At 71.1% G+C, this 25,939-nt stretch carries 23 protein-coding genes; 10 read left to right on the forward strand and 13 right to left on the reverse strand.

Annotated features, from left to right (window positions below):
• Both AB0M56_RS32245 and AB0M56_RS32250 read left to right on the forward strand, forming a co-directional pair.
• The gene (locus AB0M56_RS32245) at window positions 1-1,224 is read left to right on the forward strand and encodes a CaiB/BaiF CoA-transferase family protein (RefSeq protein ID WP_364183177.1); all 1,224 of its coding nucleotides are present in this window, start codon (window positions 1-3) and stop codon (window positions 1,222-1,224) included.
• Complete coding sequence (locus AB0M56_RS32250) at window positions 1,221-2,111, forward strand: hydroxymethylglutaryl-CoA lyase (protein WP_364182999.1); 891 nt, start codon at window positions 1,221-1,223, stop codon at window positions 2,109-2,111. The genes AB0M56_RS32245 and AB0M56_RS32250 overlap by 4 nt, the downstream gene beginning before the upstream one ends.
• A 6-nt stretch (window positions 2,112-2,117) precedes the next feature.
• Here AB0M56_RS32250 and AB0M56_RS32255 read toward each other — a convergent pair whose 3' ends face one another.
• The 4 genes from AB0M56_RS32255 to AB0M56_RS32270 form a co-directional block, all read right to left on the reverse strand.
• Window positions 2,118-2,921 carry an IclR family transcriptional regulator gene (locus tag AB0M56_RS32255; protein ID WP_364183000.1) on the reverse strand — a complete coding sequence of 268 codons (804 nt, stop codon included), beginning with the start codon at window positions 2,919-2,921 and terminating at the stop codon, window positions 2,118-2,120.
• 73 nt (window positions 2,922-2,994) lie between these two features.
• On the reverse strand, window positions 2,995-3,972 hold the full coding sequence (locus AB0M56_RS32260; protein WP_364183003.1) for an aldo/keto reductase: 978 nt from the start codon (window positions 3,970-3,972) through the stop codon (window positions 2,995-2,997).
• Between the two features lie 46 nt (window positions 3,973-4,018).
• The gene (locus tag AB0M56_RS32265; protein ID WP_364183006.1) at window positions 4,019-5,020 is read right to left on the reverse strand and encodes a Gfo/Idh/MocA family oxidoreductase; all 1,002 of its coding nucleotides are present in this window, start codon (window positions 5,018-5,020) and stop codon (window positions 4,019-4,021) included.
• A gap of 51 nt (window positions 5,021-5,071) precedes the next feature.
• Window positions 5,072-6,070 (reverse strand): LacI family DNA-binding transcriptional regulator, encoded by a 999-nt coding sequence (locus tag AB0M56_RS32270; protein ID WP_364183180.1) that lies wholly within the window; start codon window positions 6,068-6,070, stop codon window positions 5,072-5,074.
• 150 nt (window positions 6,071-6,220) lie between these two features.
• Between AB0M56_RS32270 and AB0M56_RS32275 the strand changes: the two genes are divergently transcribed.
• The 8 genes from AB0M56_RS32275 (at window position 6,221) to iolD (ending at window position 14,540) form a co-directional block, all read left to right on the forward strand.
• A complete protein-coding gene (locus AB0M56_RS32275; protein WP_364183009.1) occupies window positions 6,221-7,105 on the forward strand; it encodes a sugar phosphate isomerase/epimerase in 885 nt (294 codons plus the stop codon).
• A 145-nt stretch (window positions 7,106-7,250) separates the two neighbouring features.
• On the forward strand, window positions 7,251-8,186 hold the full coding sequence (locus AB0M56_RS32280; RefSeq protein ID WP_364183181.1) for a substrate-binding domain-containing protein: 936 nt from the start codon (window positions 7,251-7,253) through the stop codon (window positions 8,184-8,186).
• Window positions 8,183-9,217, forward strand: coding sequence for an ABC transporter permease (locus tag AB0M56_RS32285; RefSeq protein WP_364183012.1), 1,035 nt, complete (start codon window positions 8,183-8,185; stop codon window positions 9,215-9,217). Before AB0M56_RS32280 ends, AB0M56_RS32285 begins: the two co-directional genes overlap by 4 nt.
• Window positions 9,214-9,996, forward strand: a complete 783-nt coding sequence (locus tag AB0M56_RS32290) for an ATP-binding cassette domain-containing protein (protein ID WP_364183015.1) — start codon at window positions 9,214-9,216, stop codon at window positions 9,994-9,996. Before AB0M56_RS32285 ends, AB0M56_RS32290 begins: the two co-directional genes overlap by 4 nt.
• Window positions 9,993-10,922, forward strand: a complete 930-nt coding sequence (gene iolC, locus AB0M56_RS32295; RefSeq protein ID WP_364183018.1) for a 5-dehydro-2-deoxygluconokinase — start codon at window positions 9,993-9,995, stop codon at window positions 10,920-10,922. The genes AB0M56_RS32290 and iolC overlap by 4 nt, the downstream gene beginning before the upstream one ends.
• Window positions 10,919-11,815 carry an aldolase gene (locus AB0M56_RS32300; RefSeq protein WP_364183021.1) on the forward strand — a complete coding sequence of 299 codons (897 nt, stop codon included), beginning with the start codon at window positions 10,919-10,921 and terminating at the stop codon, window positions 11,813-11,815. The genes iolC and AB0M56_RS32300 overlap by 4 nt, the downstream gene beginning before the upstream one ends.
• Window positions 11,812-12,705: a 5-deoxy-glucuronate isomerase gene (gene iolB / locus AB0M56_RS32305; protein WP_364183024.1), complete on the forward strand. Its 894-nt coding sequence runs from the start codon at window positions 11,812-11,814 to the stop codon at window positions 12,703-12,705. The genes AB0M56_RS32300 and iolB overlap by 4 nt, the downstream gene beginning before the upstream one ends.
• On the forward strand, window positions 12,702-14,540 hold the full coding sequence (gene iolD / locus AB0M56_RS32310) for a 3D-(3,5/4)-trihydroxycyclohexane-1,2-dione acylhydrolase (decyclizing) (protein ID WP_364183027.1): 1,839 nt from the start codon (window positions 12,702-12,704) through the stop codon (window positions 14,538-14,540). The genes iolB and iolD overlap by 4 nt, the downstream gene beginning before the upstream one ends.
• On the opposite strand, the gene AB0M56_RS32315 is transcribed toward iolD, so the two are convergent.
• The 9 genes from AB0M56_RS32315 to AB0M56_RS32355 form a co-directional block, all read right to left on the reverse strand.
• The gene (locus tag AB0M56_RS32315; RefSeq protein WP_364183030.1) at window positions 14,537-16,513 is read right to left on the reverse strand and encodes an MFS transporter; all 1,977 of its coding nucleotides are present in this window, start codon (window positions 16,511-16,513) and stop codon (window positions 14,537-14,539) included. The genes iolD and AB0M56_RS32315 overlap by 4 nt on opposite strands.
• Entirely contained in the window at window positions 16,510-16,944 is a 435-nt protein-coding gene (locus AB0M56_RS32320; RefSeq protein ID WP_364183032.1) for a MarR family transcriptional regulator, read from the reverse strand. The genes AB0M56_RS32315 and AB0M56_RS32320 overlap by 4 nt, the downstream gene beginning before the upstream one ends.
• Window positions 16,945-16,990: 46 nt before the next feature.
• Window positions 16,991-17,812: an alpha/beta hydrolase gene (locus AB0M56_RS32325; RefSeq protein WP_364183035.1), complete on the reverse strand. Its 822-nt coding sequence runs from the start codon at window positions 17,810-17,812 to the stop codon at window positions 16,991-16,993.
• Window positions 17,813-17,872: 60 nt separating this feature from the next.
• Window positions 17,873-18,931, reverse strand: a complete 1,059-nt coding sequence (locus tag AB0M56_RS32330; RefSeq protein WP_364183038.1) for an NAD(P)-binding domain-containing protein — start codon at window positions 18,929-18,931, stop codon at window positions 17,873-17,875.
• 44 nt (window positions 18,932-18,975) lie between these two features.
• Window positions 18,976-20,271 carry a GGDEF domain-containing protein gene (locus tag AB0M56_RS32335; RefSeq protein WP_364183041.1) on the reverse strand — a complete coding sequence of 432 codons (1,296 nt, stop codon included), beginning with the start codon at window positions 20,269-20,271 and terminating at the stop codon, window positions 18,976-18,978.
• Window positions 20,272-21,255: 984 nt separating this feature from the next.
• Window positions 21,256-22,029 carry an SRPBCC domain-containing protein gene (locus AB0M56_RS32340; protein ID WP_364183044.1) on the reverse strand — a complete coding sequence of 258 codons (774 nt, stop codon included), beginning with the start codon at window positions 22,027-22,029 and terminating at the stop codon, window positions 21,256-21,258.
• 97 nt (window positions 22,030-22,126) lie between these two features.
• On the reverse strand, window positions 22,127-22,981 hold the full coding sequence (locus AB0M56_RS32345; protein WP_364183047.1) for a xanthine dehydrogenase family protein subunit M: 855 nt from the start codon (window positions 22,979-22,981) through the stop codon (window positions 22,127-22,129).
• Window positions 22,978-25,416 carry a molybdopterin cofactor-binding domain-containing protein gene (locus tag AB0M56_RS32350; RefSeq protein WP_364183050.1) on the reverse strand — a complete coding sequence of 813 codons (2,439 nt, stop codon included), beginning with the start codon at window positions 25,414-25,416 and terminating at the stop codon, window positions 22,978-22,980. The genes AB0M56_RS32345 and AB0M56_RS32350 overlap by 4 nt, the downstream gene beginning before the upstream one ends.
• Entirely contained in the window at window positions 25,416-25,931 is a 516-nt protein-coding gene (locus AB0M56_RS32355; RefSeq protein WP_364183053.1) for a (2Fe-2S)-binding protein, read from the reverse strand. The genes AB0M56_RS32350 and AB0M56_RS32355 overlap by 1 nt, the downstream gene beginning before the upstream one ends.
• Window positions 25,932-25,939: the final 8 nt, after the last annotated feature.

Consider the following 25,939-nt stretch of genomic DNA (forward strand, 5'->3'; position numbering starts at 1 on the left):
ATGACCCAGCTGCCGCTTTCGGGCGTGCGAGTGCTCGAACTCGGCAACTACATCGCCGGGCCGACTGCCGGACGGCTGCTCGCGGACTTCGGCGCCGAGGTGATCAAGGTCGAGCGACCCGGCCGCGGCGACGAGCTGCGCAACTGGCGGCTGCACGCGGGCGACACCTCGATGCTGTTCCGCACGATCAACCGCAACAAGAAGTCCGTGGTGCTCGACCTCAAGACCCCGGACGGTCGCGCCGCAGTGCTCGACCTCGTCGGGCACTGCGACGTGGTGATCGAGAACTTCCGGCCGGGCACGCTCGAAGCGTGGGGCCTGGGCCCCGACCGGCTCGAGGAGGCGAACCCCGACGTCGTGCTCGCGCGCATCTCCGCGTTCGGGCAGACCGGGCCCCTCGCGCAGCGACCGGGATTCGCCGCGGTGGCCGAGGCCTTCGGCGGGTTGCGGGAGCTCGTCGGAGAGGCAGACCGGCCGCCGTCGCGGGTCGGGGTGTCGATCGGCGACTCGATCGCCGGGCTGTACGCGGCGTTCGGTGTGCTGGTCGCGTTGCGCGAGATCTCGGTGCGGGGCAACGGGAAGCGCGGCCCGCTACGGGACCGGGTGGTCGATGTCGCCCTGCACGAAGCGGTGTTCTCCATGATGGAGTCGCTCGTGCCCGACCACATCGCCCACGGCGTGGAACGGCAGCGGGTCGGTGGCCGGATGGAGGGCATCGCGCCCAGCAACGCCTACCGGTGCGCCGACGGCACGAGCGTGGTGATCGCCGGCAACGGCGACTCGATCTTCGGCCGCTACATGCGGGCCATCGGCCGGCCCGACCTCGCCGACGACCCGGGGCTCGCGACCAACGCCGGCCGGTGGGCGCGGCGAGACGAGCTCGACCGCGCCATCTCGGAGTGGACCGCCGAACGCACCCGCGAGGAGGTGCTCACGGCGCTCGACGAGGCCGCGGTCCCGGCGGGTCCCATCTACACCGCCGCCGACATCTGCGCCGACGAGCAGTACCGCGCCCGCGCGATGATCCAGACGTTGCCGGTCGACGTCGGCGGTGACGAACCGGCCGACGTCGGGTTCCCCGGGATCGTGCCGGTGCTGGGCGCACGGTCGCTGCCCGTGCGCTCGGTGGGCCCGGATCTCGGCGCGCACACCCGTGAGGTGCTGCGCGACGTGCTCGGCCGGGGCGACGACGAGATCGAAGCCATCGAGGGAGGACGGGCATGACGCTCCGGGACGTGACGCTGCGGGACGGGTTGCAGCTGACGGGCAAGCCGCTCCCGACCGAACACAAGATCGCCCTCGTGCGCGAACTGCTCGCGCTGGGTGTACCCGCCGTCGAGGTGGGCTCGATGGCCCGCCCCGACCTCGTGCCGTCGCTGGCCGACACCCCTGAGGTGCTGGCCGCGCTGACTCCGGCGGAGCTCGCGCGCTGCTGGGTGTGGGTCGCCACGCCACGGCACGTCGAGAAGGCAGCGGCCGCCGGCGCGGTCAACTTCCAGTACTGCCTTTCCGCTTCGGACGCGCACAACCGGGCCAACCTCGACCGGTCCACCGAGGACAGTCTGGCGGCCATGCCGGCGGCGGTGGCGAACGCGGGCGGCGGGCGGGTGCAGCTGTGCATCGCCACGTCGTTCACGTGCCCGTTCCGCGGCGAGGTGCACCCGGAGCGGGTGCTCGCGATCGCCGACGATCCGCGTGCAGCCGGCGCCGTGGACGTCGTCGTGTGCGACACGCTGGGGCAAGCCGTGCCCGCGCAGGTCACGAGCCTGGTCGGCGAAGTCGCACGGCGGGGCCGACGCGTCGTGTACCACGGCCACGACACCTGGGGGCTCGGCGTCGCGAACTCGCTCGCGGCGCTGGCCGCCGGCGCCGCCGAGGTCGACGGCGCGCTCGGCGGCCTCGGCGGCTGCCCGTTCGCGCCGGGCGCCAGTGGCAACGCCGCGACCGAGGACCTGTTGTTCGCGCTGCGCCCCGAGTGGCTCACGCCGTGCGTGTTCGCTTGCCTCGTGCGCCTCGCCGGGGACCTGCTCGACGAGCTGGGCGAACCGAACCGGTCGCGGGCCGGCCAGGGCGCGCGCACCAGTGCCATGGCCTTCCCGTGGGCGCTCTGACCGGCGTCAGTCCGGCATCCGGCCGCCGAGGGCACGGGTGATGCGCTCGGCGTGCTCGACGACGAGGTCGACCCACTCGACGCACTTCTCGTACGGCATCCGTAGCGTCGGGCCCTGCACGACGACCGCGCCGACCAGGTCGGCGGCAGAGTCGAACACGGGCGCCGCGACGCCCGACGCGCTGTCGACCCGCTCCCCCACCGTGATCGCGTACCGGTCGGCAGCGGTCTGCTTGATGAGCTTGCGCAGCTCTTCGCGGTCGGTGACCGTGCCGGCGGTCAGCTGAGGCAGCTCGTGGCCCAGCACCTGCTCGGTCAGGTCCGGGTTCCACGCCAGCAGGACGCGCCCCGACGCACCGACCGAGACGGGCGCGATCCGGCCGACCGACATCTCCCGGCGCAGCCCGTGGCGTGTCTCGGCGACGGCGATGCACACCCGGTGCTCTCCCTCCACCCGGAAGAAACACGCGGTCTCGCCGGTGACGTCACGCAGGTCCTTCAGCACCGGGTTGACCACCGCGAGCACGTCGACCTCCCGCGCGGCGGCGGCCGCCCAGTACGCCATCTTCACGCCGATCCGGAACCGGTCGTCGACCCGGTCGAGGAACCCGTGGGCGACGAGGTTCGTCACCAGCCGCTGGACCGTCGAGGACGGGATCCCGGTGGCCTGCTGGATGTCCCGCAACGTCAGCGACGGCTCCCGCAGGGTGAACGCGTTGAGGATCTCGGTGATCTTCCCGAGCACGAGCAGCGGTGTATGGCCGCCCGCGCCACCGGCGAGGCCGGCCTCGTTCTCGTCACGACCAGGCATGGTTCGAACATACGACACGGCAAGGGTGCCGTCCCACCGCGCCGGTTTCAGGGGGCCGTTTCAGGAGACGAGGTCAGAAGCCGGCGGGCAGGTGCGGCGCGTAGTTCTCCTCGAGCCGCTCCAGGTCCTTGTCACTCAGCTCGAGGTCCACGGCGGCGACCGCGTCCGCGACGTGGCCCGGCCTGGTGGCGCCGAAGATCGGGGCCGTCACGGCGGGCTTGTGCAGCGTCCACGCCAGCGCGACCTGCGCCCGCGACACCCCGCGCTCCGCGGCGATCTCCGCCACCGCCCCCGACACCAGGCGGTCGGCGTCCTCGGCCTGCGAGTAGAGCTTCTGGCCGAACCGGTCGCTTTCGCTGCGATTCGTCGACTCGTCCCAGTCGCGCGTGAGTTTGCCGCGCGCGAGCGGGCTCCACGGCAGCACGCCGACGCCCTGGTCGAGGCAGAAGGGGTGCATCTCCCGCTCCTCCTCGCGCTGGATGAGGTTGTACTGGTCCTGCATGGACACGAACCGCGTCCAGCCCCCGAGGTCGGCGACGTACTGCGCCTGCGCGAACTGCCACGCCCACATCGACGACGCGCCGAGGTACCGCACCTTGCCGGCGCGCACGAGGTCGTGCAGCACCTCCATCGTCTCCTCGATCGGGGTGTTCACGTCGTAGCGGTGGATCTGGTACAGGTCCACGTAATCGGTGCCGAGGCGGCGCAGGCTGGCGTCGATCTGCGTCATGATGGCGCCGCGCGACAGGCCGGCGCCGTTGGGGCCCGGGCCCATGCGGTTGTAGACCTTGGTGGCGATCACGACCTCTTCGCGCCGGGTGACCTCCCCCAGCAGCTTGCCGGTGATCTCCTCGCTCGAGCCGTCGGAGTAGGTGTTGGCGGTGTCGAACGTGGTGATCCCGGCCTCCACCGCCTCCCGGAAGAACGGCCGCGCGTCGTCGAGCCCCAGCGACCACTCGTGGCCTCCCCGGCCCGGGTCGCCGTAACTCATGCACCCGAGGATCACCCGCGAGACCTGCAGGCCACTCGATCCCAACCGGACGTAGTCCATTGAAGGCCGCTCCTGTCGTGTCGCCGAAAACCCTCGCCGGCGCAGCCTAGCGACGGACGTCGGCCACGGACACCGGTCGGCGCTCGTGGCGGGAAAGCTCACACGCCTCGGCGACGTAGAACGCCTCCAACGCATCCGCCGCCGTCGCCGGGCTGGGGAGACGGCGGGCGGCAACGGAGAGGAACGTCTTCAGCTCGGCCGCGTACGCGGGGCGGAACCGTTCCATGAAGCCCGGGTACGCGGGGCCGGGCAGCGGGGCGAAGCCGGGCTCGGCGGAGTGCAGCGGGGCGCGGTCGTCGAGGCCCACGATGGCGTTGCCGAGGGAGCCGAGGGCCTCGAAGCGCACGTCGTAACCCGCGCCGTTGTAGCGGGTGAGCGAAACTGTGGCGAGGGTGCCGTCGTCCAGCGTCAAGGTTGCGGCCGCGGTGTCGACGTCGCCCGCGGCGGCGAAGAACTTCTCGCCGCGGTTGGCGCCCAGGGCGTAGACCTCGGTGACCTCGCGGCCGGTGACCCAGCGGACGACGTCGAAGTCATGCACACCGCAGTCGCGGAAGAGGCCGCCGGAGTGGGGGACGTACTCCGCGGGCGGGGGTTCCGGGTCGAGTGTGGTGGCGCGGATCGTGTGCAGCCAGCCGAGCTCGCCGCTCGCGACGGCGGCGCGCGCGGCCCGGTAACCGGCGTCGAATCGGCGCTGGAAGCCGATCTGCACCGGCACGTCGGAGCCGGCGATGCGGTCGATCACCGCGAGCGTGCCCGCGATGTCCGCGGCCACCGGCTTCTCGCAGAACACGGGCAGGCCGGCGTCGACGGCCTTGACGATGAGTTCCGGGTGCGCGTCGGTGGCCGCGGTGACGACGAGGGCGTCGAGGCCGGCCGCGAACAACGCGTCGATCCCGTCGGCGACCTCGACGCCCAGCTTCGCGGCCGCCGAGCGCGCACGGGCCGGGTCGACGTCGGCGACGACCACCGAGGAGACCTCGGCGAAGCTCTTCAGAGTTTCGGCGTGGGCGGTGCCGATCCGGCCGGTGCCCGCAAGTCCCAACCTCATCGTGGTTGTCCTCCTCGTTGTCGTGCGGGGAAACGTCGTGCGGCGAAAAGCTCAACGCCGCCCGGTGGTCGAGCGGACCACCAGGGAGGGGTGCAACAGGTGCCGCACCGGCGTCGTGCGCTCGCCGCGCACGCGCTCCAGCAAGGCTTCGAAGGCCAGCCGGCCCATCTCGGTACGCGGCTGGTCCACAGTGGTCAGTGAGACGTGCCGCAGCGAAGCCAGCGACGTGTTGTCGTAGCCGACCACGGACACGTCACCAGGCACGCGAAACCCGTTGTCCTCCAACGCGGAGATCGCGCCGACGGCGTTGAAGTCGTTGCCCGCCACCAACCCGGTGGGCAGGTCGGCCCCGTCGTACGTGCTCAGCAGTTCCAGCACGGCCTTCTCTCCCGCCGTATCGGTGTGCTCGCTGCGCACCACGATCGGTTCGAGCCCGTGCGCCGTCATCGCCCGCCGGAACCCCCGCCGACGCGCGGCGGCACCGGCCGCTCCCCCGCCGTCGAGGTGCGCGATCCGGCGATGACCCAGGCCCACGAGGTGCTCGACGGCCAGCGCCGAGCCCGCCTCACCGTCGTCGTTCACCGTGTCTACCCCGGCCGCGCGCGAAGTCCGCGACACGAGCACCACGGGACATTGGCGGGCCGCGGCGTCAATCTCCGACGCGGGCACCACCGGCGACAGCAGGATCAACCCCGCCGGCCGAAAGGACAACAGGCTGCGCAACGCGGCACTCTCCCGCGAAGGCACGCGCCCACCGGTGTTGAGGATGAGGTCGAACCCGGCCGCCTGCGCCGCCGCGTCGAGACCCTCGACCACGTCGGCGAAAAACGCGTTGCGCAGGTCGTTCACCATCACGCCGAGCACGGTCGACGTGCGGCTGGCGAGCGAGCGCGCCATCACGTGCGGCGAATAGCCCAGCTCATCAGCCGCCTTCAGCACAGCTTCGCGGCGCAGCGCCGAAACATTGGGCGCACCCCGCATCACGAGGGACACGAGCGCGCGGGAAACGCCCGCCCGCGCGGCGACGTCCTCCATGGTGGGCTTCACGATTCGCTTGCCTCTCCGCCGGAACCGGCCGGAAACGGGCCCTTGACTCGGGTGTGGCCGACGCTACAAGCTTGGAGCGCTCTAATCAATAGAGCGCTCCAACGCGCACCGAACGGGCCAACGCCAAGGGTCACCGCACGGAGAGGGTTTCCCATGACCGCCACCATCCGCATCGCCGCCGCACCGATCTCCTGGGGGGTGTGCGAAGTGCCGGGCTGGGGCCGGGTCCTCGACGCGCCGACCGTGCTCGGGGAGATGGCGGAGCTCGGCATCACCGCGACCGAGCTGGGCCCGCCCGGATACCTGCCGCGCGAGCCGGCCGAGCTGAAGAAGCTCCTCGGCGGCCACGGCCTCAACCTCATCGGCGGCTTCCTCGCCGTCGTGCTGCACAAAAACCCCGAAGCCGCGCTGGCCAAAGCCGAGGACTCCGCCGCGCTCTTCGCCGCGTGCGGGGCCGAGGTGCTCGTGCTCGCAGCCGCGACCGGGCTCGACGGCTACGACGAACGGCCCGCCCTCACCGACACCGAGTGGACCACCCTGATCACCACCGCCGGCCGGATCCGCGACGTCGCGGCCGGCCATGGCCTCAAGACCGTGCTGCACCCCCACGTCGGCACCCACGCCGAGACCCGCGCCGAGGTCGAGCTGTTCCTCGCCGACTCCGACGTGGCGCTGTGCCTCGACACCGGTCATCTGCTGATCGGCGGCACCGATCCCGTCGAGCTGGCACGGAAGTACCCGGACCGGATCGGGCACCTGCACCTCAAGGACGTGCGCGGTGAGCTGGCCGAAGCGGTGCGCGCCGGCACGCTCGGCTACACCGAGGCCGTGGGCAATGGTCTGTACGTCCCGCTGGGTGAGGGTGACGTGGACATCGAAGCCATGGTTCGCTTCGTGCACGAAGCGGGCTACGACGGCTGGTACGTGCTGGAGCAGGACACGGCGCTCGACGAGCGCAGCCCCGTGGACCTGCCGAAGCGGGACGTGGCGACGAGCCTGGCCTGCCTCGGGGCGATCGTCGGCCGCCTGGCCGGCTGACAGGGTACGAGGAAAGAAGCGAGGAGAGACGACGATGTCCCATCGCTTGAGGCGCGGGGTTCCGAGGTGCGGGGTTTTGAAACGCTCAGCGCCGAAACCGCGCTCAAGGGCCGCCCGGGTCGTGGCGGGGCTGCTGGCCACCGGCATGCTGCTGTCGGCGTGCACCGGGCCCGCGGCCGAGCCGAAGGCCACAGCCCCCGCCGCGGCCCCGGTCGAGTCCGGGCCGCTCAAGGTCGCCGTGATCACCCACGGCACCGCGGGCGACGCGTTCTGGAACGTGGTCAAGAACGGCGCCGAGCAGGCGGGCAAGGATCTGGGGGTGCAGGTCGAGTACGCCTCCGATGGTGACCCGGGAGCGCAGGCCAAGCTGATCGACAACGCCGTCGCCCAGCAGATCGGGGGCCTGGTCGTCTCGATGGCCAACCCCGAAGCCCTGCAGCCCTCGATCGAGGCGGCGGTGCGGGCCGGCATCCCGGTCATCACCATCAACTCCGGTGAGGACAAGAGCGCGGCTTACGGCGCGCTCACCCACGTGGGCCAGAACGAGTCCATCGCGGGCCAGGAAGCCGGCAAGAAGTTCAAGGACCTCGGCAAGAAGAAGCTGCTCTGCGTGATCCACGAAGCCGGCAACATCGGCCAGGCGCAACGGTGTGACGGCGCCAAGGCCGGCTTCGGCGGCGACGTGCAGACGCTGCAGGTGGACATCTCCAACCCCACCGACGCCGAGTCGCGCATCCGCGGCGCCGTGCAGACCGACCCGTCGATCGACGCCGTGCTGACCCTGAACTCGCAGGTCGCCGCCCGGGCCGTGAGCGCGATCAAGTCGGTGGGCTCGAAGGCGCAGGTCGGCACGTTCGACCTGAACTCCGACGTGGTGGCCGCCATCAAGTCGGGCGACGTGCTCTTCGCCGTCGACCAGCAGCAGTACGAGCAGGGCTACCTGCCGGTCATGTTCCTCAAGCTCTACCGCGACAACGCGAACATCGTCGGCGGCGGCAAGCCGGTGCTCACCGGCCCCGACCTGGTCGACAAATCCACTGTGGACAAGGTCGGCCAGTACGTGCAAAGGGGCACCCGATGACCACCACCACGCTCGACGAACGCCTCGTGAAACCGACGCTCATGGACCGGCTGGTCGTCCGGCCGGAGATCGGCGCTCTGCTCGGTGCCGCTGTTGTGTTCCTGTTCTTCAGCCTGGTCACCGAGAAGTTCTTCAGCGCCAGCGGTGCGGCCACCTGGCTCGACGACGCGGCGACGCTCGGCATCATGGCCGTGGCCGTCTCCCTGCTGATGATCGGCGGCGAGTTCGACCTGTCGGCCGGCGTGATGACGGCGTCGACTTCACTGGTCACGGCCATCCTCGCGACGCAGGCGGGCTGGAACGTCTGGCTCGCACTGCTCGTGTCGCTGGTGTTCGCGCTGCTCGTCGGTGCGTTCAACGGCTGGCTCGTGATGAAAACGGGCCTGCCGAGCTTCATCGTCACCCTCGGCACGTTCCTGGCGCTGCAGGGCCTCAACCTCGGCGTGACGCGGCTGGTCACCGGCACCGTGCAGGTCTCGGGCATGCGCTCGACCGACGGCTACGCCTCGGCCGGGTTCGTGTTCGCCTCCACGGTGGACATCGGGGGCACGCCGTTCCAGATCTCCATCGTGTGGTGGATCGGGGTGACGGCGGTGGCCGCGTGGCTGCTGTCGCGCACGCGGTTCGGCAACTGGATCTTCGCCGTCGGCGGCTCGGCGGCCAGCTCGCGCGCGGTCGGCGTACCGGTGGTGCGCACGAAGATCCTGCTGTTCATGGGTACGGCGCTCGCGGCGTGGCTCGTCGGCTCGATCAACATCCTGCGGTTCGCCAGCGTGCAGGCCAACCAGGGCATCGGGCTGGAGTTCCAGTACATCATCGCCGCGGTGATCGGCGGCTGCCTGCTCACCGGCGGGTACGGCTCGGCCGTGGGCGCGGCGATCGGCGCCCTGATCTTCGGCATGGCGCGCCAGGGCATCGTGTTCGCCGGGTGGGACAGCGACTGGTTCATGCTGTTCCTCGGGATCATGCTGCTGGCCGCGGTCCTGGTCAACAACGCCTTCCGGCGACGCGCGGAAAGGGTCCGGCGATGAACGCTCCCCTGATCGAAGTCAAGGACGTCGGCAAGATGTACGGCAGCGTCGTGGCGCTGCGTGATGTGTCCACAGTGGTCAACGCGGGCGAGGTCACCTGCGTGCTCGGCGACAACGGCGCCGGCAAGTCCACGCTCATCAAGATCCTCGCGGGCGTGCACCAGCACGACCGCGGCGAGTTCCTGGTCGAGGGCGAGCCCGTGCAGTTCACCTCGCCGCGCGAGGCGCTCGATCTCGGCATCGCCACGGTGTACCAGGACCTCGCCGTGGTGCCGCTGATGAGTGTCTGGCGCAACTTCTTCCTCGGCTCCGAGCCGACGGTCGGGGTCGGGCCGTTCCGGATGCTCAACCGGAAGAAGGGCCGCGAGACCACCAAACAGGCGCTGGCCGACATGGGCATCGACCTGCGAGACGTCGAGCAGCCCGTGGGCACGCTGTCCGGTGGCGAACGCCAGTGCGTGGCCATCGCGCGGGCCGTGCACTTCGGCGCGAAGGTGCTGATCCTCGACGAGCCCACCGCGGCCCTCGGTGTGAAGCAGGCCGGCGTGGTGCTCAAGTACGTGGCGCAGGCGCGCGACCGCGGCCTCGGCGTTGTGCTGATCACGCACAACCCGCACCACGCCTACCCGGTGGCCGACCGGTTCCTGCTGCTCAAGCGGGGTGCCGCACTCGGCTCGTACGAGAAGTCCGAGATCGGCATCTCGGAGCTCACGCGGCAGATGGCGGGCGGTGCCGAACTGGAGGCCCTGGAACACGAGCTGCGCGCGGTGGAGACGTGAATCTCGAGGCGCTGACCGTCGGCCGGGTCGGGGTGGACCTCTACCCCGAGCAGAGCGGCGTGCCGCTGGCCGAGGTCACCACGTTCGCCAAGTCGCTCGGCGGCACCGCGACCAACGTCGCGGTCGCCGCCGCGCGGCTCGGCCGCCGCACCGCCGTGCTCACGAAGGTGGGGCCCGACGGGTTCGGCGACTACGTGCGCAAGGCGCTCACGCGCTTCGGCGTCGCACCGGACCACGTCGGCACCTCGCCGGAGCTGCAGACGCCGGTGGTGTTCTGCGAGCTGAACCCGCCGGCCGACCCACCGCTGCTGTTCTACCGCTCCCCCATCGCGCCCGATCTCACGTTGGCCGACGCCGACGTGCCGTGGGACGTCGTCCGCGAGGTCCCGCTGCTGTGGGTCACGGGCACGGGCGTCTCCACGGAGCCGGCGCGCACGACGCAGCGCAAGATCCTCGAGGCGCGCGGCCGGCGGCAGCACACCGTGGTCGACCTCGACTACCGGCCGATGTTCTGGCCGGACGTCGAGACCGCGCGCAAGGAGATCGGCTGGATGCTCGACCACGTGACGGTGGCCGTCGGCAACCGCGCGGAAGTCGAGGTGGCCGTGGGCACGGCGGACCCGGAGGAGGCCGCGGACCAGATGCTCGCCCGTGGCGTGCGGCTCGCGGTGATCAAGAAGGGCGCGGAAGGCGTGCTCGTCGCGACCCCCGAAGGCCGGGCGACGGTGAAGCCGCAGCGCGTCGAGGTGGTGTGCGGCCTCGGCGCGGGCGACGGCTTCGGCGGTGCCCTCGTGCACGGGCTGCTGTCGGGCTGGGAGCCGGTGCGCCTCGCGGAGTACGCGAACGCGGCCGGCGCGCTGGTCGCGTCGCGGCTCGCGTGCGCCGACGCGATGCCGACGGCCACCGAAATCGAGGAGCTGCTGTGACGCCGTTGCTGACCGACGAACGCTGGAGCGAGCTGCTGCGCGTGCGGGCCACCGACCCGGGCGCGGTGCGGCGGGCGTACGCGTCGCGGCGGCGGCGCGAGAACCTGTTGTCGGACAAGGGAACCTTGTTCCTCGTCGCCGCCGACCACCCGGCCCGCGGCGCGCTGGGCGTGGGCGGCGACCCACTCGCCATGGCCGACCGCCGGTCGCTGCTCGAACGGCTGCTGGTGGCGCTGGCCAACCCGGCCGTCGACGGGCTGCTCGCCACCCCCGACGTCGTCGAGGAGCTGCTGCTGCTCGACGCGCTGCACGACAAGGTCGTGATCGGCTCGATGAACCGCGGTGGCCTGGCCGGCGCCGACTGGGAGATCGACGACCGCTTCACCGGCTACCACGCCGCGTCGCTCGTCGACTCCCGGCTCGACGGAGGCAAGATGCTGCTGCGGCTCGTCGACGACGACCCCGGCACGGTCCCGACCCTGCAAGCCTGCGCCGACGCCGTCACAGAGCTCGCTTCCTACGGCCTCGTCGCCATGGTCGAGCCCCTGCCCTACGCCCGTGCCGAAGGCCGGCTGGTGCTGCAGAAGGACGCCGCGGCGCTGGCCCGGGCCGTCACGGTGGCCTCGGGCATCGGCGTGACGTCGGCGCACACCTGGCTCAAGCTGCCGTCGACCGACGACACCGCCGTGCTCGGCGCCACGACGCTGCCGGTGGTGATCCTGGGCGGGGTGCCGTCCGGCGACCCCGTCGCCGACTTGGCGTCGTGGGGCCGCACGCTGCGGCACGACGTGGTGCGCGGGCTCGTCGTGGGCCGTACCCTGCTCTACCCGCCCGACGGCGACGTCGGGTCCGCCGTGGCAGCTGCCGCGAAGATCCTGGAGGCCGCGAAGTGAGCGCATTGCACCGTCCACACGGGACACTGGCCGACGACTCCGACCCGATTCTGCTGACGCCCGAAGGAGCCGGCTGGTCACACACCGGCCTGCGGGTCCTCAAGGTCGGCCGCCGGCTGCCCCGGATGATCGAGACGGGCGAGTTCGAGGCGTTCGTGCTGCCGCTGTCCGGCTCGCTCACTGTGCGCGTGGACGACGAGGAGTTCGAGCTCGAAGGCCGCGATTCGGTGTTCTCGCGCGTCACGGACTTCGTCTACGTGCCGCGCGACGCCGAGGTCGAGCTGACCTCACCCACCGGCGCCGAGGTCGCGCTGCCGATGGCCCGCTGCGAGCGCCGGCTGGACCCGATGTACGGCCCGGCCGAGGACGTGCCCGTGGAGGTGCGCGGGTCGAGCCAGGCGAGCAGGCAGGTCACCAACTTCGGTGTGCCCGGCGTCTGGGACCACGCGGACAAGCTCAACGCGTGCGAGCTGATCACCCCGGACGGCAACTGGTCCTCCTACCCGCCGCACAAGCACGACGAGGCCAGCGAGTGCGAGGTCGTGAACGAGGAGATCTACTACTTCCGCATCGCCGGGCGCGACGGGATCACGCCGTCCCGTGAGGGCTTCGGCCTGCACCGCACCTACACGGCCGACGGTTCGCTCGACGAAGACGTGGCGGTGCGCGACGGAGACGTCTTCCTCATCCCGCGCGGCTACCACGGCCCGTGCGTCGCCGCACCGGGTTACCCGATGTACTACCTGAACGTGCTGGCCGGGCCCGCCGAGGAGCGTTCGATGGCGTTCTGCGACGACCCCGCGCACGGCTGGGTCCGCGACACCTGGGCCACGCAGCAGCAGGACCCTCGGTGTCCCGTCACCGATTACGAAGGGCGAATCCGGCGATGAAGCTGACGACGGCGCAGGCGTTGGTGCGCTGGCTGCTCGCACAGCGGTCCGAGACGCTCGACGGGCGCGAGGTGCCGCTGTTTCCAGGCGTCTTCGCGATCTTCGGACACGGCAACGTCCTCGGCCTCGGCACCGCGCTCGAAGAGCACCGTGACGAGATCCCCGTCTGGCGCGGGCACACCGAGCAGGGCATGGCGCTCGCGGCGATCGGCTACGCGAAGGCGACGCAACGGCGGCAGGTCGGCGTGGTGACGTCGTCGATCGGGCCGGGCGCGCTCAACATGGTGACGGCCGCGGGGGTCGCGCACGCCAACCGGCTGCCGGTGCTGCTGCTGCCAGGCGACACGTTCGTCAGCCGCGCGCCCGACCCGGTGCTGCAGCAGATCGAGCCCTTCCACGACGGCACGGCGACGGTGAACGACGCCTTCCGCGCCGTGAGCCGCTACTTCGACCGGATTACGCGTCCGGAGCAGCTCCTCGCGACGTTGCCGCAGGTCGCGCGCGTGCTCACCGACCCGGCCGACTGCGGGCCGGTGACGCTGGCGCTGCCGCAGGACGTGCAGGCCGAGACGTTCGACTTCCCGCCATCGCTGTTCGAGCCCGTGACGCACCGGCTGCCGCGCCCGCGCCCGGACCGGCGCGCGGCCACCGAGGCGGCCGGCGTGCTGCGCGCGGCCCGGCGCCCGCTGCTGGTGCTGGGTGGCGGCGTGCGCTACTCGGGTGCGGGCCGCCGTGCGCTGGACTTCGCCGAGCGCCACGGGATTCCCGTCACGGAGACCACGGCGGGGCGGACGCTGGTGCCGCACGCGCATCCGCTGTACGCGGGGCCGCTGGGCGTCACCGGGTCGTCTTCGGCGAACGCCGTGGCCGCGACCGCCGACGTGGTGTTCGCCGTCGGCACCCGGCTGCAGGACTTCACCACCGCGTCGTGGACCGTGTTCTCGCCGGACATGCGGCTGGTCACGCTCAACGCGGCCGCGTTCGACGCGGTGAAGCACGGCGCGCTGGCCGTCGTGGGCGACGCCTACGCCGGGCTCGACGATCTGGCCGCACAGCTGGAAAGCTGGCGCGTCGATCCACAGTGGACTGCCCAGGCCGCCGAGGAACGCGTCAAGTGGGACGCGCACATCGGCTCCTTGCGTTCCGCTGCCTCGGAGATCCCCAGCTACGCGCAGGTCGTCGGCGTGGTCAACGACCTGTCCGAGCCGCGCGACTACGTGATGACCGCCTCAGGCGGGCTGCCCGGTGAGCTGATCGGCGGCTGGCGCGGGTCCGGCGAGGTGAGCATGGACGTGGAGTACGGCTTCTCGTGCATGGGTTACGAGCTCTCCGGCGCGTGGGGCGCCGCGATGGCCCACGACAGCGGCCTCGTGACGACCCTGCTGGGCGACGGCTCGTACCTGATGCTCAACTCCGACCTGTTCTCCGCCGCCTTCGCGGGCCACCCGCTCGTCGCCGTGGTCTGCGACAACGACGGGTACGCCGTGATCGCGCGCCTGCAACAGGGCCAGGGCGGCAAGCCGTTCAACAACTTCTACGCCGACTGCCGCACCTCCCACACCGAGCCGCCGCGCGTGGACTTCGCGCGCCACGCGGAATCGCTGGGCTGCCTCGCTTTCAAGGCCACGTCCGTCGATGACCTCCGGGACGCGTACGCCAAGGCGCGCGTGGCCGCCGTCGCCGAGAGCCGGCCCGCGGTGGTCGTGGTGCGCACGCTGCCCGCGGCGTGGACGGAAGCCGGCGCGTGGTGGGAGGTCGGGGTGCCCGAGCACCTCGCGGGCCGACCGGACTTCGACGCCGCGAAGCCCGGGCAGGTCCGCTACCTGAGCCGCTAGGCCCAGAGCTTCGCCAGCGCATCGACGTCGAGCACGGTGGCGAACTTCGGGAAGATCCGGCCGGTGAGGAACTCGTGGGTGCCGGGCTCCGGGTCGGCGCTGGCGTCGTCGAGCACGAGGATCCGGTAGTCGCGGTCCATCGCCTCGCGCACGGTACTGAGCACCACGCCGCTGGTGCTGATGCCGGCCAGCACGAGGGTGTCGACGTCGCGCTCGCGCAGCTGGGTGTCGAGGTCGGTGGTGGTGAACGCGCCGACGCGGACCTTGCGCACCGAGACGTCCTGCGGCTGCGGGCTGAGCCGCTCGTCGATCTGGGTGGCCGGGGCGTCGGCGTGCATCACCGCGCGGCTTTCGGGCGCCACCATGCGGGCGAACACGCTGGTGGACGGGATGGCGTCGAACTCGGCGTCGTCGAAGCCGACGCGGACCCAGCCGACGTGCCCGCCGTGGGCGCGGACGTCGGAGATCGCGGTGCCGACGCGATCGACCAGCGCCTGGTCGTCGGCGACGCGGCTCACGATGCCGGCCTGGTAGTCCATGACGAGCAGGGCGGTGCGGGCCGGGTCGAGCTGTTCGGTCATTTCCGGGTGCCTTTCGGAGAGGGTGGATCGCGCCGGCGTCCGGTCCAGGACGTTGACGAGTAGGAAGACGACGCTCGCGATCACGAGGAACCACGCCAGGTGATGGAGGCCGCCGGTGTCGGCTCGTTGGCCGTAGAAGCCGCCTTGGGCTGCGGAGGAGACGATGGCGCCGAGATAGCCGAAGGTGCGCAGCAGGCCCGCGGACGCGCCGACGTCGTCGGGGTTCGCCTGCCGGTACACCGCGTTCTGGAGCGCGAGGCTGTTGAGCCCCTGCGGGATACCGAAGATCAGCACGATCCCGACGATCGTCCACAACGGACTGACCGGCACCATGGTCAGCAGCAGCACACACGCGACGAGCTGTGCGACCGCGGCGACGAACAGCTTGCCGCGCAAGCCTTGCCGGCGTCCGGTGATCGCCGAGACGACGATGCCGGCGGCGAACATCGGCAGCGTGACCAGGCCCGCGGTGCTCGCCGACAAACCACGGCCGTCCTCGAGCCACTGGGTGAAGCCGTAGATGAAGCTGTAGGACACGACGTACGCGAGCAGGGCGCGGCCGTACGTGAGCAGCAGCGGGACGTTGCCGCCGAGCACTCGCAGGTCGATGAAGGGGCGGGGGTGGCGCAACTCGTGCACTGTGAAGGCCGCCGCGGCGAGCACGGTGATCACGAGCAGGTACCACGAGCCGGCGTGCGGGTTCATCAGGAACAGCAGCAGCGCGACCAGCGTCGTCGCGAACAAGGCCATGCCGGGAAAGTCGAGGTTCAGCTTGCCCGGGGCGCGTTCGTCGTGCGGGAAGCGCAGCCAACCGAGCACGAACGCCACTACCGCGATGGGGATGTTGACCGCCAGCGTGGTGCGCCAGCCGCCGAGGCCGATCAGCAGCCCGCCCAGCGGCGGGCCGATCACGGCGATGGTCTGCGTCGCGATCGCCAGGATGGTGAGCACGCCGGCGGGGCTGTCCTTGCCCGTGCGGCGGCCCTCGTCGCGGATCAACCGCATCGCCGCGGGGTAACCGGCGCAGGTGCCGAAGCCGAGGATCACGCGGGCGACGATCAGTACCGCCAGGTTCGGGGCCAGCGCGCCGATCACGCCCGCGAGCCCGACCAGCGCCGCCGCGGGGAGGAACAGCCGGCGCGGACCGTAGATGTCGATCAGGCGCCCGACCACGGGCTGGCCGACCGCCGTCGCGAGGTACAGCGCGGAGATCAGCCACGCCGTCTGCGAGGGTGGCGCGCCGAACGCGACGCCGATCGGCACCAGCGCGACCGAGACGATCGTGGAGTTGATCGGGTTTAGGATCGCGCCGGAGACGAGTGGCGCGATGAGCTTGCGGTTGAACCCGTCGCTCGCGCCGAACCGCTCGCGCGGCTTCACGGGCGCGCTCATTCTTCGACCACGCGCTCCAGCAAGGTCAGTGCCTGGTCCAGGACCTGGCGCTCGGCCTCGGTGAAGCGCTGCTCGAACGCGTTGGCCAGCCATTCTTCCCGGCTGGCGCGGGCCCCTTGGGCGACGGCTCGCCCCTCGTCGGTCAGGAAGAGCAGCTGGCGTCGCGCGTCGTCGGCGTCGGCCTCGCGCCGGATCAGACCCTGCTCGTGCAGCGCCGCGACCGTCTTGGCCATCGACTGCGGCCGGACCCGCTCCGCACCAGCCAGCTGACTGGCCGACGACGGTTCGGAAATCGCCAGCCGCGCCAGCGCCGACGCCTGCGGCGCACTCAGTCCACGCACGGACGACGCGTCCTGCATCCGCCGCCGCAACCGGCCGACGAGGATCCGCAGCCGCTGGGCCACGACGTCGGGAGAGCTCTGTTCGTTCACGATAGACAGCCTATGCTGATCAGCCTTGGCTGTCTATTTTCTTGATCTACGCCACGTGCTCGTCGAGCCAGGGACGCAGGATCGGGAGCACGACCTTGGCCTGCATGGCGCTCATGTGGTCGAGACCTTCGAGGAGCTCGACCGTCCACCCGTCCTCTTCGAGGGCAGCGCGGTTCGCGACGAGGGGACCCGCGATGTCGACCGTGACGCCACCCCAGCGTTCGCCGTAGGCGATGCGGTCTTCGGTGCCCGCGAAGCACAGGCGGGGACACGTCAGGTGAACGGCGTGGTCGTCGAAGCCTTGCAGTACCTCGTAAAGCGTGACGAACTGGCGGGTCTGCGCCGTGGACATCGTGAAGTCGACGGAGTCCCAATCGCCCGGTATCGCGTCGCCGCCTTCGGTGCGGGGCATCGCGTGCGTCGCCCGGGTGACGGCGAGCATCGCGTCGTACGGGCCGTCGAGGGGCGGGTAGCCGCCCATCACCAGGGCGGTGAGGCGGTCGGTGCGCAGGGCGAGCTGAAGTCCGGCGAGGGCGAGCCAGGAGTAGCCGTAGCAGGCGAAGCTTTCGGCGTTCACGGCCGACGCGATCGCCAGCAGGTCGGCCGAGATTTCCTCCGGTGTAAGGGTTTCCGGGCGCGGATGCGCGAGGGTGTGGCCCTCGTAGTCGAAGGCGATCACGCGGAAGCCCGCGAGACCGTCGATGAGCGAGCGGCCCAGCGCGGGGTCGCCGCCCCACTGGCGTACGGACTCGGCCCGCTCACCGTCCAGCGGGCGCGGGTTCACAGGCAGCAGCAACGCAGGTCCGTCGCCGTGCACCTCGACATCGATCGTGGTTCCGCCGGGCAGCGTGACCATGCCGGCCCCCATCTCTTTACGTTGTAAGCGATTGGAGCCGACGATACTTTACGCCGTATGGAGTTGTCGAGCTCAGAGGCCGAGGTACCGGCGGATCTCCTGCACGGCGGCGCGCCCGGCACGGTTGGCGCCGACGGTGCTGGCCGAAGGCCCGTAGCCCACGAGGTGCAGGCGCGGTTCGGCGACCACGCGCGTGCCGTCCAGGCGGATGCCGCCGCCGGGCGCGCGCAGGTGCAGGGGCGCGAGGTGGTCGATCGAGGCGCGGAAGCCGGTGGCCCAGAGGATCAGGTCCGCGGGTTCGAAGGTGCCATCGGCCCAGACGACGCCTTCGGGCACGAGGTGGTCGAACATCGGCTTGCGATCGAGGTACCCGGCGGCCTCCGCGGCCCGCACCTCGGGCGTCACGGCGAGGTCGGTGACGCTCACGACGCTCTGCGGCGGCAGCCCTTCCCGCACTCGCCGCTCCACCTTCGCGACGGCCTGGCGGCCCCAGTCTTCGCTGAAGTCCTGGTCGTGCCAAATCGGCGGACGGCGGGTGACCCAGGTCGTCGACCTCGCGACGGGCCCGATCTCCATCAGCAGCTGCACAGCCGAAGTACCGCCGCCGACCACGACCACGCGGCGGCCGCGAAACTCCTCGGCGCCGGTGTAGTCGGCGGTGTGCAGCTGGCGGCCGGCGAACGTCTCCTGCCCCGGGTAGTGCGGCCAGAACGGGCGGTCCCACGTGCCCGTCGCGCTCACCACGGCGCGCGCGGCCCACGTCTCGGCGGGGGTCTCGACCAGCAGGCGGTCGCCGGTTTTGCGCACGGCCGTGACGTCGACCGGGCGGTGCACCGGTAGGTCGAAGGTCTTCTCGAAGCGGCCGAAGTACTCGGACACGACCTCGCTGGCGGGCTTGGTCGTGTCGGGCGTGCCGAAGGCCATGCCGGGCAGGTCGTGGATGCCGTGGACCTTGCCGACGACCAGTGAAGGCCAGCGGTACTGCCACGCGCCGCCGGGCCGTTTGCCATGGTCGAGGACCACGAAGCCGCTCTCGTTGGCGAGGCCCGCGCGGCGCAGGTGGTACGCCGCCGACAGCCCCGCCTGCCCCGCCCCGATCACCACGACGTCGGTCTCGTGATCCGCACTCATACAACGTTCAACAACTCGGCAGAGCGCGTATTTCGAGCGGTGACTCACACGGCGACGCGGTTGCGCCCCGCGTCCTTGGCTCGGTAAAGGGCGGCGTCGGCCGAGCGCAGCACCTGGTCGAGCGTGTCACCCGCGTCGGGGTACCCGGCGACGCCGACGGACACCGACAGGCCGCTGACCTGCACGGTCCCGCCGACCACCACACTCAGCTCCCCCACCGCGACGCGCACGCGCTCGGCGATGGCGAGCACGGGCGTGCCGCCGGTGGCCGGCAGCAGCACCACGAACTCCTCGCCCCCGAAGCGCCCGACAGTGTCGCTCTGGCGCACGGCGTCCTCGATCGCCACGGCGACGGCGGCGAGGACCTCATCGCCGGCGAGGTGGCCGTAGGTGTCGTTGATGCGCTTGAAGTGGTCGAGGTCGATCATCAGGACGGCGAACTCACTGCCCGGGCCTCGCCTTCGGGCCCGGGTGAACTCGCGCGTGGCCAGGTCGTGCCACCCGGCGGTGTTGAGCAGTCCGGTCTTCTCGTCCGTGACGGCGGCGACCTGCAGTTGCTGCTTGAGCAGCAGGTAGCGGTGTAGCAGAAGCAGCGGCGCCACCACGAAGACGACGAGCACGGGCTGCGCCACGAGGGCGAGCGCGGCGAGGCCGCCGAGGCACAGCGTGGCGATCTCGAACGCGTTGTCCTCCCACGTGCCGACGAGGTCCGTGGCCTGGCGGCTGCCCGTGTAGAGGTAGATCCCGGCGGCGACCATCGCCATGTTGACCACCTCGAACACGGCCGCCGCCGCGACGAGGGCGAGCATGCCGTGCCACGTGTTGAGGGTCGCGTCGTTGAGGTGGTCGATGGTGAGCACGGAGGACGCCGCGAAGCAGCTGAGCATCGCCCACGCCGTGCTGGCGAGGAACCGGTGCGCGGGCCGCGTGCGCACGCTGCGCCAGACCCTCAGCCACAGGTGCAGGTAGAGGACGAGCGCCAGCAACGCCACCCACGCGGGCGGCAACAGGAAGGCGCCCGCGAGGTACCAGACGGAGGTGACGTTGATGTGCGTCTGGCCGCTCATCCACCGCCGCAGCCGCTCGATCCTGCGCGACATCTCAGCCTGCGCGACGCCCAGCACGACCAGCGTCGCGAACCACCCGAGCTGGACTGTGCCCCCGAAGTCGGTCGCGAACCCGACCACCACGGCCATCACTGCGGCGAGCTCACAGACCACGGCGTACGCGATCCACCTCCGCCGCGCCACCACCCACATCCCCCACCGCGACGGCAGGCCGCCCCACTCCCGCCACGCCGCCAGCGCACCCCGGACGCTCCGGGGACCCGCTCCCAGCATCGTGACGCCCCTTCGGCCGACGAGGTGGCCCAGAGTAGCCGGTCAACCCTCCGCCGTCGCCGGACCGGGGGAATTCTCGGACGTCCTCTGCCCTGCGGACATGGCGGGAGTAGAGCGGGTGGGCAATTCCCGGGTCAGGTCAGGCGGTGGTCGGCTGGGCTCGGCTCGGCTGGGCCGCTCAGCTCGGCTGGGTGGGCTCGGCTCGGCTCGGGTGGGCTCGGCTCGGCTGGGCCGCTCAGCTCGGCTGGGTGGGCTCGGCTCGCGAGCGCTTACGTCTGACTGCTTGCCCGGGCGCCACGCCGGGTGCCTCGCCGACGCCGGCTCGCGCCTGGCTGCATACTCCCGCTTCTCGCTGCTCCGCCGTGCCGGTTCCGGCCGAGGAGCCGTGCCGAGTCCGGCTGCTCAGCCGACCTGGATCCGACCGCTCGGTCGAGCTCGCGAGCCCGCTGCCTCTGGTTGTCCACAGCCGAACCGAGTTGTGGACAACCAGGCGCTCCGCGCAGCTTTCGGCAGGTTCTGTCGGGGTGGGCCGATAGAATGGACATGGGCACGCCCCCCAGGGAGGGCGGGGTTCCGGCAAAGTCTTTCGACCTGAGGCAGGGCGTGCACGGCTCCAGTTGATCATGTGAGTGCCTAGGTCCCATGATCGTCTGAGAGAGACTTGCCCGCACCTAACTCCACTGAGTCCGCGACGTCACCTACACAGAGGACCAATCCCGAGCCCGCACCGGCACCACACCCCGCATCGTGGCCAGCCTCCGCAACCTCACCACCCGCGCACTCCGCCAAGCCGGACACACCAACATCGCCGCCCGCACTACGCCACATGACGCGAGACACCACCCGCCCACTCACCCTGCTCGGAATCCGGCCCCAAAACACCACAACGACTTTGCCCGACGCCCCCTTTGGGAGGGCGGGGGTTTTGTCTCCCGGGCCGGGCCGGGCCGGGCCGGGGTAGGGCGCAGAGCAGGCCCGGTCGGGTCAGCGGCGGCGCAGGGCCCGGACGATCATGAAGACCACGAACAGCACAGCGGCGCCCGCGGCGACCGGGATGAGGCGTTTGGCCACGGACTTGCCTGCGTAGTCCAGGAGGTCGATGGCCTCGGTTTCGCCGGTCGAGCTGCCGGAAGGGACGCTACGGAGCTGGGGTTTCGGCGACGTGGCCTCGGCGGTGTCGGCGGCGGATTGTTCCGCGAGGTCGCTCGTCGCGGCGGCTGCGGCGGCCTCGGCGGCCGGGGCAGCGGCCGGAGCGGTCGTGACCGAGCCCGAGCCCGAGCCGGCAGCCGCGGAAGAGCCGGCGGCCGCAGCACCGGAAGTGCCCAGCGAGTCGGCCAGGTTGCCGGCGAAGGTGTCCAGCAGTTTGCCGCCCACCTCCGAGATCAGGCCGCGCCCGAATTGCGCCGGGCGGCCCGTGATCGCGATGTCGCTGGCCACCGCGCCGTGGGTGCCGCCGTCGACGGAGCTGAGGGTCACCGTCACGGTCGCCGCGGCGGTGCCGCCGCCGCGGGAATCCTTGCCGGAGGCCTTGATGACGACCTTCTTGGCCGCTTCGTCCTTTTCGAGAAACTCGCCGGAGCCCTTGTACAGCAGGGAGATCGGGCCCAGCTTGACCTTCACCGTGCCCGTGAAGGAGTCGCCCTCCACCTTCGTGAGCGACGCCCCCGGCATGCACGGGGCGACGCGCTCGGGGTCGATGACGGCCTGCCAGACCTCCTCAAGAGGCGCGGGGACGGTGAATTCGTGGTCGAGCCGCACGGGCCGACCTCCTCTCCTTCGTCAAAGCCGGTCTCGGCCGAAGCCGATGAGGCCCACCTTACGACCGTCGGCGGTCGAAAGGTGGGCCTCGTGGACATCAGGCTCCGACAGCAGCCGTCAGGGCACGGCCCGTGAGCACCCGCGCGAGGTGCTGCCGGTACTCGACGTCGGAGTTGCCGTCCGCTGCCGGGTTCGTGCCGTCGGCGGCGTGCGCGGCGGCCGCGCGGATCACGTCGGCGTTCGCCGAAGCGCCCACCAACGCTTGCTCCACGGCGACGGCCCGCACGGGCGTCGAGCCCATGTTCGTGAGCGCCACGCGGGCTTCCTCGATCACGCCGCCCTCGGTGCGGACGGTGGCCGCGACCGCGACCATCGACCACGCCTGCGCGACGCGGTTGAACTTCTCGTAGTGCGCGCGCCAGCCGGTGTGTTTGGGCAGGCGAACCTCCACGAGCAGCTCGTCGGGTGCCAGCGCGGTGGTGAAGAAGTCCTGGAAGAACTCCTCCGCGCCCACCGTGCGCCGGCCGCTCGGCCCGGCGATCACCAACGAGCCGTCGAGCGCCACCGCCACAGCGGGCAGGTCGCCCGCCGGATCGGCGTGTGCGAGTGAGCCGCCGAACGTGCCGCGGTGGCGCACCTGCGGATCGGCCACCGTGTCGGTCGCCTCCTTGGCCAGCGCCGCGTGCTCGGCGACCAGCGCATCGCGCTGCACGTCGTAATGCGTGGTCATCGCGCCGATCACGATGGCGTCGCCGTCCTCGCGCACGCCGCGCATCTCGGCGATATTGCGCAGATCCACCAGCGTGGTCGGGGCGGCGAGGCGCATCCGCAGCACCGGCAGCAGGCTCTGCCCGCCCGCCAGCACCTTCGCGTCCTCGCCCGCCGCCGCGAGCGCCTGCACGGCTTCGTCCACACTGGACGGAGCCACGTACTCGAACGGGGCCGGGATCACTGGGCACCTCCGGAGGCGTCGATCGAACCGAGGCCGCCGCCGGCCTCCGAGCCGGGTCCCCCGGCTGCCGTGGTTCCGTGCTGGATGGCGTGCCACACGCGCATCGGCGTCAGCGGCATTTCGATGTCGTTCACGCCGAAGTGGCGCACGGCGTCGACCACCGCGTTGACCACCGCCGGCGTCGAGGCGATCGTGCCCGCCTCGCCGACGCCCTTGGCGCCCAGCGGGTTCGTGGTCGACGGCGTCTCGGTGCGCGCCGTCGTGAACGAGGGCAGGTCGGCCGCCGAGGGCAGCAGGTAGTCGGCGAACGTACCCGTGGTGAGCGTGCCGCTCTCGTCGTGCACAGCCTCCTCGAACAGCGCCTGCGCGATGCCCTGCGCGAGCCCGCCGTGCACCTGGCCGTCGACGATCAGCGGGTTCACGACCACGCCGACGTCATCCACGCACACATACGAACGCAGCTTGATCCGGCCCGTCTCCGTGTCCACCTCGGCGGCGCACAGGTGCGTGCCGTGCGGGAAGGAGAAGTTCTCCGGGTCGAACGTCGCGTCGGAGTCGAGCGAGGGCTCGATGCCGTCGGGCAGGTCGTGGGCCGCGAACACAGCCAAGGCGACGTCCTGGATCGTCGTCGACGAGTCCGTGCCCTTGACCGTGAACTTGCCGTTCGCGAAATCCAGGTCGTCCTCGGCGCATTCGAGCATGTGTGCGGCGATCGGCTTCGCCTTCGCCACGACCTTCTCGGCCGCCTTCACGACGGCGACGCCACCGACGGTGAGAGAACGCGAGCCGTAGGTGTCCATGCCCTTGTGGGACGACTGCGTATCGCCGTGCAGCACCTCGACGTCCTCGAAGGGCACGCCCAGCTGGTCGGCCACGATCTGGCTCCACGCCGTCTCGTGCCCCTGACCGTGGGCCGAGGCTCCGGTGGTCACCTCGATCTTTCCCGTGGGCAGCACCCGCAGCTGCGCGTACTCCCAGCCACCGGCCCCGTAGTCCAGCGAGCCGAGCACCCGCGACGGCGCCAGGCCGCACATCTCCGTGAACGTGGAGATGCCGATGCCGAGCTGCACCGGGTCACCCGAATCGCGGCGCTGCTGCTGCTCGCGCCGCAGCCCGTCGTAGTCGAACAGCTCCTTGGCCTTCGCGGTGGCGGCCTCGTAGTTGCCCGAGTCGTAGGTCAGGCCCGCCACGGTGGTGAACGGGAACTCCTCGTGCTTGATCCAGTTCTTCTCGCGCAGCTCCATCGGATCCATGCCGAGCTCGTCGGCGAGCTCGTCCATGATCCGCTCGACCGCGAACGTCGCCTCCGGCCGCCCGGCGCCGCGGTAGGCGTCGGTGAGCGTGGTCGTGGTGAACACGTTGGTGCAAGCGAAGTGGTAGGCGGGGAACTTGTAGATCGCGTTGAACATGAACGCGCCGAGGATCGGCACGCCCGGGCCGACGAGCCCGTTGTAGGCACCCAGGTTCGCGATCAGCTCGACCTTCAGGCCGGTGACCGTGCCGTCGGCGTTCGCGGAGATCGTGATGTCCTGGATCTGGTCGCGGCCGTGGTGGGCGGTGAGGATCGACTCGGAACGCGATTCGTTCCACTTCACCGGTTTTCCGAGCTTGTTGGCCACCAGGACCGTCATCATCTCTTCGGGCAGCACGGCGATCTTGCCGCCGAAGCCGCCGCCGACGTCGGGCGCGATCACGCGCACCTTGTGCTCCGGCAGCCCCAGCGTCAGCGCCGTCATCACTCGCAGGATGTGCGGGATCTGCGTGGCCGACCACATCGTCATCTGCGCGCTCGTCGGGTCGACGACACACGCCCGCGGCTCCATGAACGCGGGAATGAGCCGCTGCTGGCGGAAGCGGCGCTTGACCACGATCTCCGACGACGCGATGGCGTCCTCGACGTTGCCGCCGGTGCCCGCCTCGGCCGAGTCGAAGATCCACAGCGCGTTCTTGTTGGTGCCCAGGTCCTCGTGCACGAGCGGCGCGCCCTCGGCGAGCGCGGCCTCCATGTCGAGCACCACGGGCAGCTCGTCGTACTCGACCTCGATGGCTTCGAGCGCGTCGTGGGCTTCACCGGCGCTGCGCGCCACGACCACGGCGATGCCTTCACCGGCGAAGTTGACCTGGCCGTCCGCCAGCACCGGGCGGCGCGGCGACTTCATGTCGGGGGTGATCGGCCACGCGCACGGCATGCCGATCGACCCGTCCGGGTCCAGGTCCCTCGCGGTGTAGACCGCGACGACGCCTGGTGCGTCCTTGGCCGCCGAAACGTCCAGCGACGTGATCTTCGCGTGCGCCATGGGGCTGCGCAGCACGGCGAGGTGCAGCATGCCCGGCAGCGTGATGTTGTCGGTCCAGCGCGTACGGCCGGTGATCAGCCGCTCGTCCTCTTTGCGGAGCCGGGCCTTTCCGACCTCGGGCTCGATGGTCGCGGTCATCACTCACCACCCACGCCGACGTGCTTGATCTGTTCGGCCTCGGGTCCGGCGCCCGGGCTCATGTGCTGCGCGGCGTCGCGGACGGCGCGCACGATGTTCTGGTAACCGGTGCAGCGGCAGAGGTTCCCCTCGAGACCTTCGCGCACCGCCTTCTCGTCGGGATCGGGATTGTCGGCCAGCAGGTCGATCGACGCCATGATCATGCCGGGCGTGCAGAAGCCGCACTGCAGGGCGTGGTTGTCGCGGAACGCCTGCTGCACGGGGTGGAGCCGCCCGTCGCGGGCGAGCCCTTCGACGGTGGTGACCTCGCTGCCGTCGGCCTGGACGGCGAGCACGGAGCAGGACTTCACGCTGTGACCGTCGAGGTGGACGGTGCACGCGCCGCAGTTGCTCGTGTCGCAGCCGACGACCGTGCCCACCTTCCCGACGCGTTCCCGCAGGTAATGGACAAGAAGTGTGCGGGGCTCCACCTCATCGGTGTACTTCGTGCCGTCGACGGTGACGGTGATGCGCATCAAAGGCC

This window comes from Amycolatopsis sp. NPDC051372 (assembly GCF_040682095.1).
Taxonomy (GTDB): domain Bacteria; phylum Actinomycetota; class Actinomycetes; order Mycobacteriales; family Pseudonocardiaceae; genus Amycolatopsis.